12 protein-coding genes are annotated in these 13,283 nt (G+C 70.1%); 7 read left to right on the top strand and 5 right to left on the bottom strand.

The features are described from left to right. Positions 1-166 precede the first annotated feature (166 nt). The 7 genes from RV986_RS07105 to RV986_RS07075 all read left to right on the top strand — a co-directional run bounded on the left by RV986_RS07105 (position 167) and on the right by RV986_RS07075 (position 5,471). Positions 167-1,291 (top strand): SchA/CurD-like domain-containing protein, encoded by a 1,125-nt coding sequence (locus RV986_RS07105; protein WP_475916576.1) that lies wholly within the window; start codon positions 167-169, stop codon positions 1,289-1,291. A gap of 69 nt (positions 1,292-1,360) precedes the next feature. Continuing rightward, positions 1,361-1,843, top strand: coding sequence for a cupin domain-containing protein (locus RV986_RS07100; RefSeq protein WP_475916575.1), 483 nt, complete (start codon positions 1,361-1,363; stop codon positions 1,841-1,843). Further along, on the top strand, positions 1,840-3,108 hold the full coding sequence (locus RV986_RS07095; RefSeq protein WP_475916574.1) for a beta-ketoacyl-[acyl-carrier-protein] synthase family protein: 1,269 nt from the start codon (positions 1,840-1,842) through the stop codon (positions 3,106-3,108). The genes RV986_RS07100 and RV986_RS07095 overlap by 4 nt, the downstream gene beginning before the upstream one ends. Further along, entirely contained in the window at positions 3,105-4,352 is a 1,248-nt protein-coding gene (locus RV986_RS07090) for a ketosynthase chain-length factor (RefSeq protein WP_475916573.1), read from the top strand. The genes RV986_RS07095 and RV986_RS07090 overlap by 4 nt, the downstream gene beginning before the upstream one ends. Before the next feature lie 24 nt (positions 4,353-4,376). Continuing rightward, positions 4,377-4,634, top strand: coding sequence for a phosphopantetheine-binding protein (locus tag RV986_RS07085; protein ID WP_475916572.1), 258 nt, complete (start codon positions 4,377-4,379; stop codon positions 4,632-4,634). A gap of 2 nt (positions 4,635-4,636) precedes the next feature. Beyond that, positions 4,637-5,113, top strand: coding sequence for an SRPBCC family protein (locus tag RV986_RS07080; protein ID WP_475916571.1), 477 nt, complete (start codon positions 4,637-4,639; stop codon positions 5,111-5,113). A gap of 25 nt (positions 5,114-5,138) precedes the next feature. Continuing rightward, the gene (locus RV986_RS07075; protein ID WP_475916570.1) at positions 5,139-5,471 is read left to right on the top strand and encodes a TcmI family type II polyketide cyclase; all 333 of its coding nucleotides are present in this window, start codon (positions 5,139-5,141) and stop codon (positions 5,469-5,471) included. 139 nt (positions 5,472-5,610) lie between these two features. On the opposite strand, the gene RV986_RS07070 is transcribed toward RV986_RS07075, so the two are convergent. The 5 genes from RV986_RS07070 to RV986_RS07050 all read right to left on the bottom strand — a co-directional run bounded on the left by RV986_RS07070 (position 5,611) and on the right by RV986_RS07050 (position 13,086). Further along, positions 5,611-6,639: a methyltransferase gene (locus tag RV986_RS07070; protein WP_475916569.1), complete on the bottom strand. Its 1,029-nt coding sequence runs from the start codon at positions 6,637-6,639 to the stop codon at positions 5,611-5,613. A 41-nt stretch (positions 6,640-6,680) separates the two neighbouring features. Beyond that, positions 6,681-7,748 carry a right-handed parallel beta-helix repeat-containing protein gene (locus RV986_RS07065; protein ID WP_475916568.1) on the bottom strand — a complete coding sequence of 356 codons (1,068 nt, stop codon included), beginning with the start codon at positions 7,746-7,748 and terminating at the stop codon, positions 6,681-6,683. 189 nt (positions 7,749-7,937) lie between these two features. Beyond that, positions 7,938-10,157: an NADP-dependent isocitrate dehydrogenase gene (locus RV986_RS07060; RefSeq protein WP_475916567.1), complete on the bottom strand. Its 2,220-nt coding sequence runs from the start codon at positions 10,155-10,157 to the stop codon at positions 7,938-7,940. Positions 10,158-10,487: 330 nt separating this feature from the next. Continuing rightward, the gene (locus RV986_RS07055) at positions 10,488-11,573 is read right to left on the bottom strand and encodes a mechanosensitive ion channel family protein (RefSeq protein ID WP_475916566.1); all 1,086 of its coding nucleotides are present in this window, start codon (positions 11,571-11,573) and stop codon (positions 10,488-10,490) included. Positions 11,574-12,114: 541 nt separating this feature from the next. Next, on the bottom strand, positions 12,115-13,086 hold the full coding sequence (locus RV986_RS07050; protein WP_475916565.1) for a lysylphosphatidylglycerol synthase transmembrane domain-containing protein: 972 nt from the start codon (positions 13,084-13,086) through the stop codon (positions 12,115-12,117). Positions 13,087-13,283 lie beyond the last annotated feature (197 nt).

Here is a 13,283-nt window from a genome sequence, read left to right as displayed (position 1 = left end):
GCGGATCGCGCGCTCCGGGCACCCGGATGGCACGCGGTTCACTCGTCCGCACCGGCGGACTCGCGCACATCGGGGGCCGCGTCAACGATCGGCTCATGGCGACCCCGGCCTTTGGGACACGGCGGTCGTTCCTGACCTTCCGTGAGAAGAGAAAGAGGTGTGCCGGATGACCACTTCGGGACGTATATCGCAATCGGCCTTCGACGGGTCCAGGCTTCGGGTGATCCTGCTGCTCGACCTGTACGAAGGAGCCCAGCAGCAGTTCCTCGACGCGTACGAGCACATGCGCAATCAGGTCGCGTCCGTCCCCGGGCACATCAGCGACCAGCTCTGCCAGTCGATCGAGAACCCCTCGCAGTGGCTCATCACCAGCGAATGGGAGAGCGCCCCGCCCTTCCTCGCCTGGGTGAACAGCGAGGAGCATGTCGAGACGGTCCGGCCGATGCACAGCTGCGTCCGGGACACCCGCTCGATGCGCTACAGCATCCTCCGGGAGACCAGCCCCTCTCAGCCGGTCTCCTCGAAGTCGGCCAGGGCGGGCACGCAGGTCGCGGCCCGTGTCGGTGACGGTGTGGCACGCCACGCCCTCACCTTCACCGTCAAGCCGGGCTCCGAGTCGAAGGTCGCGGAGATCCTGGCCGGGTACAAGTCACCCCAGGCGCAGGTCGACGACACCACCAGGCTGCGGCGCACCTCGGTCTTCATGCACGGCAACCGCGTCGTGCGAACCGTGGAGGTGGAGGGCGACCTCATGGTGGCGCTGCGTCACGTCGCCCGCCAGCCCGAGGTGCGGGCGGTCGAGGAGACCATCAACCTCTACCTGGAACAGCACCGGGACCTGACCGACGACGACTCGGCGCGGGTCTTCTTCACCCGGGCCGCGCTGCCGTCCGTGCACCACGTGGTGTCCGGCGGCAAGGTGCCCGCCGATCTGCGGCGGCACGCGCTCTACTACCCGGCAAAGAAGGGCTTCGGGATGGAGCTGGCCCGGCTGCTCGCCCACCAGGACGAGGCCGCGGCGGACGACCCGAAGAGCCCGGTGTACGGCAGCACGGTCTTCCAGCGCGACGACATCGTGGTGCGTCTCATCGACATCACGGGCGAGCTGGACAAGGACCCCGTCGCCTCCCTCGGCCTCAAGGGTCAGAAGAAGATCGCCGCGGAGCTGGAGCGGCTCCTCGACGGCGCCGCGATCGGCGTCGAGGGCTCCCTGGAGACGGAACGCAACATCAACCGCCTCCTGTCGCACGCCGACATGATGCCCATCGTCGACCGCTCGGCGGATTCCTGACGGACGGCCGCGGCCTCGGCCGCGGCCGTATCACCCGGACGTCACTGCCACACCCGGAGGTATCAACCCATGTTCAAGAAGCATCCACGCATCGTGGATCTGAGCGAGACGGAGCCCAACCGCAGACGCGGAGGCGACATCCGGGCCCTGCTCACGCCCGCCACGTCGGGTTCCACCAGCGGCTTCATGGGCCTGGCCATCATCCAGCCCGGCGAGCGCATCGGCGAGCACTACCACCCGTACTCCGAGGAGTTCGTGTACGTCGTCACGGGCGCCCTCGAAGTGGACCTGGACGGCGACGCGTTCGCGCTGCGGCCCGATCAGGGCCTGCTGATCCCGATCAACATGCGGCACCGCTTCCGCAACGTCGGGGACACGGAGGCCCGCATGGTCTTCCACCTGGGCCCGCTCGCCCCCCGTCCGAGCCTCGGCCACGTCGACACGGAGGTGACCGACGACACCGCGCCGGGCCCCGAGTTCGCCACCGCCGGTGCGGACCTGTCCGCGTCGGACCACGGACAGCCGTCCGAGCGAAGTGGGGCCATAAAGTGACCCGGCGGGTGGCCGTCACCGGTATCGGTGTGGTCGCTCCGGGCGGCACCGGGGCGACGGCGTTCTGGGACCTCCTCGTTGACGGCCGTACCGCGACCCGCGGCATCACGCTGTTCGATCCGGCGGGCCTGCGCTCGCGCATAGCCGCCGAATGCGACTTCGACCCGGCCGCGCACGGCCTCGACCCGGAGCTGAGCGAACACGCGGACCGGTACATCCAGTTCGCCGTGGTCGCCGCCGGAGAAGCCGTACGCGACTCCGGACTCGACACCGGCCGGGAGAACCCCTGGCGGGTCGGAGTCTCGCTGGGCAGCGCCGTCGGCGGCACCACCCGCCTGGAACACGACTACGTCAAGGTCAGCGAGCGCGGCCGGCGGTGGGACGTGGACCACCGCGCGGCCGACCCGCAGCTGCACCTGGCGTTCTCGCCCAGCACGCTCGCCTCGGTCGTCGCCGAACGGTTCGGTGCGCAGGGCCCGGTACAGACCGTCTCCACCGGCTGCACCTCCGGCCTCGACGCGGTCGGCTACGCCTTCCACACCATCGAGGAGGGCCGGGCGGACGTGTGCATAGCCGGGGCGTCGGACTCTCCGATATCCCCGATCACCATGGCCTGCTTCGACGCCATCAAAGCGACCTCACCCGACAACGACGACCCCGAGCACGCCTCCCGGCCCTTCGACGCGAACCGCAACGGGTTCGTCATGGGCGAGGGCGCCGCGGTGCTGGTCCTGGAGGAGTACGAGCACGCCCGAGCCCGCGGCGCGCACATCTACTGCGAGATCAGCGGCTACGCCACCTACGGCAACGCCTACCACATGACCGGTCTGACCAGCGAGGGACTGGAGATGGCCCGGGCGATCGACACCACGCTCGACCAGGCCCGTCTCGACCCCGCGCTGATCGACTACGTCAACGCGCACGGCTCGGGCACCCGGCAGAACGACCGGCACGAGACCGCCGCGGTCAAGCGGTCCCTGGGCGCGCACGCGTACAAGACACCCATGAGTTCCATCAAATCCATGGTGGGTCACTCGCTGGGCGCGATCGGCGCGATAGAGGTCGTCGCCTGTGTCCTCGCCCTGAAGCACCAAGTGGTGCCGCCCACGGCGAACTACGAAACTCCCGACCCCGAGTGCGACCTGGACTACGTGCCGCGCACCGCACGCCCCCGGAAGCTGAAGAACGTGCTCTCCGTAGGCAGCGGATTCGGCGGTTTCCAGTCCGCGGTGCTCCTGACCGGGGCGGGTGGGAGGACAAGATGAGCACTCAGCGCCCCCGGCGTGCGGCCATCACCGGTATCGGTGTGATCGCGCCCAACGGACTGCGCGCCGACGCGTACTGGAAGTCCGTCAGGGAAGGCCTCGTCGTCCTGGACCGGATCACCCGCGAGGGATGCGAGCACCTGCCGCTCCGCGTCGCGGGCGAGGTCCGGTCCTTCGACGCCGCGGACCTCATCGAGGAGCGGTTCCTGGTCCAGACGGACCGCTTCAGCCACTTCGCCATGGCCGCGACCGTCCTCGCCCTGGACGACGCCGGCCTCGGCCACGGTGATTCCGACGACCCGTACGACATCGGCGTGATCACCGCGGCCGGGTCCGGCGGCGGCGAGTTCGGGCAGCGGGAACTCCAGAAGCTGTGGGGTCAGGGCTCCCGGTATGTCGGCCCGTACCAGTCCATCGCCTGGTTCTATGCCGCCAGCACCGGCCAGATCTCCATCCGGGGCGGCTTCAAGGGGCCCTGTGGAGTGGTCGCGAGCGACGAGGCGGGTGGACTGGACTCCATCGCCCTCGCCGCCCGGGGCGTACGGCGTGGAACCGGCGCGGTGGTCGTCGGATCCGCGGAGGCGCCCCTGGCCCCGTACTCGATGGTGTGCCAGCTCGGCTACCCCGAGCTCAGCACCGTCGAGGAACCCGGTCGCGCCTATCGGCCCTTCACCGCGGAAGCCTGCGGCTTCGCTCCCGCGGAAGGGGGCGCGATGCTCGTCGTGGAGGACGAGACCCGTGCCCGCGAGCGTGGGGCGGCCGTCCGGGCCACCGTGGCCGGCCACGGGGCCACCTTCACCGGGGCCTCCCGCTGGGAGCGGTCCAGAGAGGGGCTCGCCCACGCGATCCGGGGCGCCCTCGACGAGGCCGGCTGCGCCCCGGAGGAGATCGACGTCGTGTTCGCCGACGCCCTGGGCGTACCGGAGGCGGACCGCGCCGAAGCCCTGGCCATCGCCGACGCCCTGGGGGCGCACGGCACCCGCGTACCCGTCACGGCACCCAAGACCGGAATCGGGCGGGCCTACTGCGCGGCACCCGTGCTGGACACCGCGGCCGCGGTGCTCGCCATGGAGAACGGTCAGGTACCCCCCACCCCCCAGGTGTTCGACATCTGCCACGACCTCGACCTGGTGATGTCGAGCGCTCGACCCGCCGAGCTGCACACGGCCCTGATCCTCAGCCGGGGACTCATGGGCTCCAACGCGGCGCTGGTAGTGCGCCGCGGCGGCGACTCCGCCCGGTAGGACCGGGCGGGAAGGAGAACACACATGATCATCGAAGTGACCGTCGACGAACTGGCCACGCTCATGAAGAAGGCCGCCGGGGTGACCGTCGACCCCCAGGAGCTCAAGCACGCGTCGGACTCACCCTTCGGCACCCTCGGGCTCGACTCGCTCGGCCTGCTCGGCATCGTCGGCGAGCTGGAGAACCGGTACAGCAAGCCGCTTCCCCCCGACGCCGAGCGCTGCAAGACCCCCCGTGAATTCCTCGACCTCGTCAACAGCACCCTCAAGGCTGGAGCCTGAAAGTGGCCGGACACACCGAGAACAGCATCACCATCGACGCCCCGCTCGACGTCGTCTGGGACATGACCAACGACATCGAGAACTGGCCGCGGCTCTTCAGCGAGTACGCGTCCCTGGAGGTGCTCTCCCGCGAAGGGGACACCACGACCTTCCGACTGACCATGCACCCGGACGACAACGGCACGGTCTGGAGCTGGGTCTCGGAGCGGACCGTGGACCGCGCCGGGCGGACCGTCCGGGCCCGCCGCGTCGAGACGGGTCCCTTCGACCACATGAACATCCGGTGGGAGTACAAGGAGACCCCGCAGGGCACCCACATGCACTGGGTGCAGGACTTCGCCATGAAGCCCGAGGCGCCGGTCGACGACGCCTGGATGACGGACAACATCAACCGCAACTCCCGCGTCCAGATGGAGCTCATCCGGGACCGGATCGAGAAGGCCGCCCGCGACCGCCAGAACGCGCCGATGCCCGGCTGACCGCCGGCTCAAGGAAGGACACCCGATGCATCACGCCCTGATCGTCGCGCGCATGGCGCCCGGCTCGGCCCCCGCGATCGCCGATGTGTTCGCCGCCTCCGACCGCGGTGAACTCCCGCACCTGATCGGCGTCAAACGACGCAGCCTCTTCCAGTTCGGTGATGTGTACATGCACCTCGTCGAATCCGACCAGGACCCGGCGCCCGCCATCGCGAAGGTGGTCGGGCACCCCGAGTTCCGCAGCATCAGCGAGCAGCTGTCGGCACACGTCAGCGCCTACGACCCGCAGACATGGCGCAGCCCCAAGGACGCCATGGCCCAGTGCTTCTACCGCTGGGAGCGGGACGCCGTCTCCTGAGGCAGCGCCCGGACACAACCCGAGGCCGCCGACCCCGCGCAGGACGCGGAGCCGGCGGCCTCGGGTTTTCCCGGGCCGGCGGGGCCTCGGGGCGGCCCGGGTCAGCCGGGTCGTTCGGGGCTGCCGGGCCGTTCTGGGACTAGCCGGGGATCGTGCACTCGAAGGCGTGCAGATACGGATTGACGGGACGGAACTCGTCGATGACCAGCCCCGCGTCCGTCAGCCGGTCGACCATGCTCTGCCGGGTGTGCTTCGCACCGCCGACGTTGAGGAGCAGCAGCAGGTCCATGGCCGTGGTGAACCTCATCGACGGGGTGTCGTCCACGAGGTTCTCGATGACGACGACGCGGGCACCGGGCCGCGCCGCCTTGCGGACGTTCGCCAGCGCCCTGCGGGTGCTGTCGTCGTCCCACTCCAGGATGTTCTTGATGATGTACACATCCGCCTGGACCGGGATGTTCTCGCGGCAGTCCCCGGGCACGATGCGCACCCGCTCGGCCAGCGAACCGCCGCCCCGCAGGCGCGAATCGGCGTTCTCCACCACTCCCGGCAGGTCGAGCAGCGTGCCGTGCATCCCGGGGTGCTTCTCCAGCAGACTGACCAGCACCTGCCCCTGGCCGCCGCCGATGTCCGCGACCGAGGACACACCCCGCAGATCGAGGAGGTTCGCGACGTCCCGCGCCGACTGCTCGCTGGACGTCGTCATGGCCCGGTTGAAGACGTACGCCGACTCCGGGGCCTCCTCGTTGAGATAGTCGAAGAACTCCCGCTCGTAGACGTCCTCGAAGACGTTCCGGCCCGAGCGCACCGCCTCGTCGAGCTTCGGCCAGACGTTCCACGTCCACGGCTCGGTGCACCACAGGGCGATGTACCGGAGGCTGTGCGGGTCGTCCTCGCGCAGCAGCCGGGACATCTCCGTGTGCGCGAAGGTGCCGTCCGGGAGTTCGGTGAAAACCCCCTGGCAGGACAGCGCGCGCAGCAGCCGCCGCAGGGTCTTCGGCTGGGTCTTCACCGCCGCCGAGAGGTCGTCCACGTTCATGGGCGTGTCTTCCAGGGCGTCGGCGACACCCAGCCGGGCGGCCGCGCGTACGGCGGCGGCGCACGCCGCTCCGAAAACGAGCTCCCGCAGCCGCATGGGCGGCGGGGGAGCCGGATCGACAGTCGTCATTTCTTGCCTCGCTTCTGCTGTCGTGCTGGAGGGGGACCGGGTCAGCACAATCCGGCGGGCTTGGAGACCGCGCAGTCGTTGCCGTGGAACGTGTTGCCCTTGGCCTTGCCGGTCTCGCCGTTGGCCAGATCGGCCGGGCTGTTGCGCCGCACCACGTTGTCGCGGATCTCGTTGCGCTGGCTGAGGGCGCCCACGAAGCTCTTGAAGAGCACGATGCCGCCCGACAGCGGGGAGGTGCCGACGTTGTCCTCGACCCTGTTCTGCGCCACCAGCGTGTCCTCGGCGCCGGTGAGCACGATTCCGGAGCCCTGCAGGAAGGGCAGCCGGGGTGTCTTGGGACAGCGCTTGTTGTTGGCGTGGACGTAGTTGTTACGCACGCTCAGTGCTCCGACGCGTGGCTTGTTCTCGTCGCCCACGATGAACACCGCGGTGCAGTTGCCGGTCGCCTCGTTGTGATCGACGGTCAGCTCTCGCAGCCGCCGTACGGTGATGCCGATCCGGTTGCCGGTGAGCCGGTTGTGGCTGACCACCGTGCCCTTGGCACTGCGGGCGCCCTCCTCGGTGGTGACCGTGTTGGACAGGAACAGTCCGGCGTCGCCGTTGTTCGCGGCGGTGTTGTGGCGGAACACCGAACGGACGGACCGCTCCTCGGCGATGCCCCACTGGCCGTTCTTCTCGGAGGTCACGCCCTGGACGGTCAGCCGGTCGGTGCCGGACGCCCACAGGCCGTGCTTGGCGAAGCCCCTGAGGGTCAGTGAGCTGATGGTGACGCCCCTGACGGGCTTCTTGTCCGTCCCGGTGACACAGATGCCGCTGCCGGCCTTCACGCAGCTGCGGTCACCGGAGGACTTGCCCGGCACGATGACGGTGCGGGCGCCGGCGCCCCGCAGTTTCAGGTCCGGCACGGTGACGCGGACGCTCTCGTGGTAGGTGCCGGGGGAGACGAAGACGGTGTCCCCCGGTCGTGCTTGGTTAACGGCCTTCTGGATCGACTCACCCGGTTTCACCCAGTGCACCGGTCGGCTGTCGGCCGACGGGGCGGCGGCGCCCAGCCCCGACGCCACAATTGCCGCGGTGCAGGCGAGGGAGGCCATCTGTCGTTTGGTCATAGGCCGAAGCTATGAGCGGGTGTTCCGGCCCGCCACCGCTGATCACCCAGGTGGACCGACGGTGTCACCTCAATTGCGCGCGTACGGGTGAGCCGCCCGGGGCCGGGGCGTCACCCCGAACGCGACCGCCCCGGCCGGAAGTCCCGGCCGGGGCGGTGCGACGGTGGCCCGTGGGCCGCCGACGGTGTGTCAGGCGAGCGTCGCCAGCGCCTCGTTCCAGGCGGCCGACGGACGCATGACGGCCGCGGCCTTGGCCGGGTCGGGCTGGTAGTAGCCGCCGATGTCGGCCGGCTTGCCCTGCACCGCGAGCAGCTCGTCGACGATCGTCGCCGCCTGCGCGGTCAGCGTCTCGGCGAGCGGGGCGAACGCCTTGGCGAGGTCCGCGTCGTCGGTCTGGGCCGCCAGCTCCTGCGCCCAGTACAGGCCCAGGTAGAAGTGGCTGCCGCGGTTGTCGATGCCGCCGACGCGACGGGTCGGCGACTTGTCCTCGTTGAGGAAGGTCGCCGTGGCGCGGTCGAGGGTGTCGGCGAGCACCTGGGCGCGCGCGTTGCCCGTGGTCTGCGCGAGGTGCTCGAAGCTGGCCGCGAGGGCGAAGAACTCGCCCAGGCTGTCCCAGCGCAGGTAGTTCTCCTTGACCAGCTGCTGGACGTGCTTCGGGGCGGAGCCGCCGGCGCCCGTCTCGAAGAGGCCGCCGCCCGCCATCAGCGGGACGACCGACAGCATCTTGGCGCTGGTGCCCAGCTCCAGGATCGGGAACAGGTCGGTCAGGTAGTCACGCAGCACGTTGCCGGTGACCGAGATGGTGTTCAGGCCCTTGCGGATGCGCTCCAGGGAGAACTTCGTCGCCTCGACCGGGGACAGGACCTTGATCTCCAGGCCCTCGGTGTCGTGCTCCGGCAGGTACGCGTTGACCTTCTCGATGAGCTGCGCGTCGTGGGCGCGGGTCTCGTCCAGCCAGAACACCGCCGGGTCGCCGGTGGCACGGGCGCGGGTGACGGCCAGCTTGACCCAGTCCTTGATCGGGTCGTCCTTGGTCTGGCAGGCGCGGAAGATGTCGCCCTCGGCCACGGTCTGCTCCAGGACGACGTTGCCGGCCCGGTCGACGAGACGGACCGTACCGGCGGCCGGGATCTCGAAGGTCTTGTCGTGGCTGCCGTACTCCTCGGCCTTCTGCGCCATCAGACCGACGTTCGGCACCGAGCCCATGGTGGCCGGGTCGAAGGCGCCGTGGGCGCGGCAGTCGTCGAGGACTACCTGGTAGACGCCGGAGTAGCTGCTGTCCGGGAGGACGGCGAGGGTGTCGTGCTCCTGGCCGTCCGGGCCCCACATGTGGCCGGAGGTGCGGATCATGGCCGGCATCGAGGCGTCGACGATCACGTCGGACGGCACGTGCAGGTTGGTGATGCCCTTGTCCGAGTCGACCATCGCGAGGGCCGGGCCCTCGGCGAGCTCGGCGTCGAAGGACGCCTTGATCGCGGCGCCCTCGGACAGCGTCTCCAAGCCCTTGAAGATGCCGCCCAGACCGTCGTTCGGGCTCAGACCGGCGGCGGCGAGGGTCTCGCCGTACCGGGCGAACGTCTTCGGGAAGAAGGCGCGCACGACATGACCGAAGACGATCGGGTCGGAGACCTTCATCATCGTGGCCTTGAGGTGCACGGAGAACAGCACGTCCTCGGCCTTGGCGCGGGCGATCTGCGCGGTGAGGAACTCGCGCAGCTCGGCGACGTGCAGGACGGACGCGTCGACGACCTCGCCCGCGAGGACGGGTACGGACTCGCGCAGCACGGTGGTGGAGCCGTCCTCGGCCGCCAGCTCGATGCGGAGCGAACCCGGCTCGGAGATCACCGCGGACTTCTCGGTGGAGCGGAAGTCGTTCTCACCCATGGTCGCCACGTTCGTCTTGGACTCGGCGGACCAGGCACCCATGCGGTGCGGGTGGGTCTTGGCGTAGTTCTTGACCGACGCGGGGGCGCGGCGGTCGGAGTTGCCCTCGCGCAGCACCGGGTTCACGGCGGAGCCCTTGACCTTGTCGTAACGGGCGCGGATGTCGCGCTCCTCGTCCGACTTCGGGTCCTCCGGGTAGTCCGGCAGCGCGTAGCCCTGCCCCTGCAGCTCGGCGACCGCGGCCTTCAGCTGCGGGACCGAGGCCGAGACGTTCGGCAGCTTGATGATGTTCGCCTCGGGCGTCTTCGCCAGCTCACCGAGCTCTCCGAGGGCGTCGGGAACGCGCTGACCCTCCTGGAGGAACTCGGGGAAGAGCGCGAGGATGCGCCCCGCCAGCGAGATGTCACGGGTCTCCACAGCGACACCCGCCTGCGCGGCGTACGCCTGGACCACCGGCAGGAACGAATACGTCGCCAGGGCCGGGGCCTCGTCAGTGTGCGTGTAAATGATGGTCGAGTCAGTCACCGGGTGCTCCGCTCCACGTCTGCAACATTGCTCGACATCAAGATATCTCGTGAGCGACCCCGGCTCGACAGGGGTCCGCCCGCCATCGTCGTGAACAAGCGACGGCCCCCGCGGCCGCCCTGATCGGCACGGCCGCGGCGCTCACCGGGAGGATCCAGGCGGCGACCCGTCTGGACGTCACTGCCGTGCGAGTCGAGGGCCGCTCGCCACGGTCGAACACATCCCGCCATGTTCGAACATATGAACGAATGGCTGCGGGTGAGGCCCGCCCACTGCCGGAGCTCGCCCGGATCCCCCGTGAACCTCCTCGACACCCGGCCCCACCCGGCTCTACCGCGGAGCCGTGACCTCCCGCGGATGCGGTATCCCCGCCTCCAGGAGCTCCGCCCCACCCGACTGCAGCGCGACCGTCCGCGTCGGCGCCGGAATCCGGATGCCCTCGTCCCGGTACCGCTTGTGCACCCGCTTGATGAACTCGTGCTTGATCCGGTACTGGTCGCTGAACTCGCCCACGCCGAGAATGACGCTGAAACTGATCCGGGAATCGCCGAAGGTGTGGAAGCGTACGGCGGGCTCGTGGTCGGGGACGGCGCCGGTGATCTCGGTCATCGTCTCGGTGACGACCTCGGTGGTCACGCGCTCGACGTGTTCCAGGTCGCTGTCGTAGCCGACGCCCACCTGGACGATGAGGGTCATCTGCTGCTCGGGGCGGTTGAAGTTGGTCATGTTGGTGCCCGCGAGCTGGTTGTTGGGGATGATGACCAGGTTGTTGGAGAGCTGACGGACCGTCGTGTTGCGCCAGTTGATGTCGACGACATAGCCCTCCTCGCCGCTGCTGAGACGGATGTAGTCGCCGGGCTGCACCGTCTTCGAGGCGAGGATGTGGACGCCCGCGAACAGGTTGGCGAGGGTGTCCTGCAGGGCGAGCGCCACCGCCAGACCGCCCACACCCAGGGCGGTGAGCAGCGGAGCTATCGAGATGCCCAGCGTCTGCAGCATGACGAGGAAGCCCATCGCCAGCACCACGACCCGGGTGATGTTGACGAAGATGGTGGCCGAACCGGCGACACCCGACCGGGACTGGGCCAGCGACCGGACGAGGCCGGTGATGACCCGGGCCGCGGTCAGCGTCGCGACGAAGATGAGCACCACGGTCAGGACCCTGTTGACGTTGCGTCCGACCGGAGCCGTCAGCGGAAGCACCGCGCCCGCCGCCGAGACGCCCGCGGCGATCGCCCCCCAGGGAACGAGCGTGCGCAGCGCGTCGACGAGGAAGTCGTCACCGTTCCACCGGGTGCGCGAGGCGTGCTTGCCGAGCCAGCGCAGCAGGATGCGCGACAGGAAGGCCGCCAGCAGGCCCGCCACCACGGGGATTCCGGCCATCATCAGGTCGTTCAGCGTGAGGGAGTGTTTCACCGGCGGCCTCCCGTGCGACCGAGGGGAAGGCCCGCGGGCCGGATGTGCTGTGTCGTCACTTGCCACCTGCTCGAATCAGGGAATGCACGATCATGCCCGGACGCGCGTTCGGCATCCGGGGCGACCGCTCATCCTGCCGTACTCGCGCGTACGTCCGTCACCGGGCCCGCACGATTCCGGCACCCCCGCTCCCGCCTCCGACCAGCTGCACCTGCCCCGTGCCCCACTCCTGTCCATCCGTCACCAGGCGTGCCCGGGCCCGCGATCGAGGTGTACGAGTCCGTCGTCGACGCCGGGCGCCCAAGATGGCCGGGATACGACGTCGCCGGGGCCTCGTCGGCAGGACCGGGGGAACTCGGCGACGGCGGCGGCGAGTTCCCCCGGCCCGGGCGCGAGCGCCGACCTGTCCACCGCGTGCCGAACCGGCAGAGTGCGGTCCCCTCCCCGTGGCCGACGTACGCCGAGGCCACTCCGGGGTGTCGCGGCTCCCGGCGGAACGAACCGCCCGGCCCGGCGCCCGGGAAGACGGCCGGCCGTCGGCTCAGATCACCTTCAGACGTACCAGCGCCCCCAGCGTCAGCGCCCCGGGCACCAGCGGCAGCCACACCGTGATGATCCGGTAGGCCAGGACCACCGCCGTGGCCAGGGCCACCGGACCGCCCGCCGCCACCAGCGCGACGATCAGCGCGGCCTCCACCGAGCCGATCCCGCCCGGCGTGGGCACCGCCGCGACCGCGACCGTCGCCGCCAGATACGCGAGAGCCATGTGCAGGGGCGGCACCGGCAGATTCATCGCCTGCCCCACCGCGGTCAGCCCGGCGGCCTGCAACAGCGGGAAGGCGAGCGATCCGCCCCACAGGGCGAGGGCGCGCGCCGGGCGGGAGTGCACGGAGCGCGCCTCGCCCAGCGCGGTGCGCAGGAAGGAGAACACGGCCGTACGCAGCCGACGTACCAGCAGGAGCGCCGCCACCGCGGCGCAGACGATCAGCGCCGCGGCCAGCAGCAAGGGGCCGGTCGCCCCGGAGGGGACGAGGCTTCCGACACGCAGCGCTCCCGGGAACGCGATGAGCAGCCCCATCAGCAGGGTCAGGCGGGCGATCGACTCCGCGAGCAGGTAGAGCGCGAGCGCGGCCGAGGAACGGGCCAGCGGCACGCCGCACACCGTCATGAAGCGCAGATTGACCGCGCCGGCGCCCAGGCCCGTCGGCAGCAGATGGTTGGCCGCGCCCGCCGCGAACTGGGTGGCGAGCAGTCGGCGGGCGGGCAGTCGCTGCACGACCGCGCCCTGCCGGGTGAAGGCCGCGGCGACCCAGGTCAGACAGGTCGCCGCGGCGGCGGCCAGAAGCCACGGCCACTCGGCCGAGCGCAGATGGCCGAAGCCCTCCACGAGGACGGACCGGTGGCGCACGCCGACCACCAGAACGAGGGCGAGCGGGATCATGCACAGGACCGACCGGAGGGGGAAACGTCGGGGAAGCCGCACTGCTGTCACATCGGGGGAGCGTTTCCACATCGCACCAACGCCGGGTTGCGGGCGCGGGTCCGGAGCCTGACGCGCCGGGCAAGCTGTGGGAGCGGGCTTCGTCGTCGTGGATGCCGTCATGGGTTCCTTACTGTGTTCTTCTACGCGTTCCTCGGTGTGTACCTTCGCGCGGTCCTTTGTGCATTCCCTCGTGCATTCCTTTGTGCTGTGCGTGGACTGTGACCGGC

This window comes from Streptomyces sp. RLA012 (genome assembly GCF_056270325.1).
The sequence above is the reverse complement of the archived record's forward strand: the minus strand, read 5'-3'. Positions and strand labels throughout refer to the sequence as shown.

What these genes read in the sequence shown, in the direction of transcription:
- RV986_RS07075 (WP_475916570.1), top strand. Translation starts at nt 5,139, where the DNA reads ATGCATCACGCCCTGATCGTCGCGCGCATGGCGCCCGGCTCGGCCCCC.
- RV986_RS07085 (WP_475916572.1), top strand. Translation starts at nt 4,377, where the DNA reads ATGATCATCGAAGTGACCGTCGACGAACTGGCCACGCTCATGAAGAAG.
- RV986_RS07050 (WP_475916565.1), bottom strand. Translation starts at nt 13,086, where the DNA reads ATGTGGAAACGCTCCCCCGATGTGACAGCAGTGCGGCTTCCCCGACGT.
- RV986_RS07100 (WP_475916575.1), top strand. Translation starts at nt 1,361, where the DNA reads ATGTTCAAGAAGCATCCACGCATCGTGGATCTGAGCGAGACGGAGCCC.
- RV986_RS07065 (WP_475916568.1), bottom strand. Translation starts at nt 7,748, where the DNA reads ATGACCAAACGACAGATGGCCTCCCTCGCCTGCACCGCGGCAATTGTG.
- RV986_RS07070 (WP_475916569.1), bottom strand. Translation starts at nt 6,639, where the DNA reads ATGACGACTGTCGATCCGGCTCCCCCGCCGCCCATGCGGCTGCGGGAG.
- RV986_RS07105 (WP_475916576.1), top strand. Translation starts at nt 167, where the DNA reads ATGACCACTTCGGGACGTATATCGCAATCGGCCTTCGACGGGTCCAGG.
- RV986_RS07090 (WP_475916573.1), top strand. Translation starts at nt 3,105, where the DNA reads ATGAGCACTCAGCGCCCCCGGCGTGCGGCCATCACCGGTATCGGTGTG.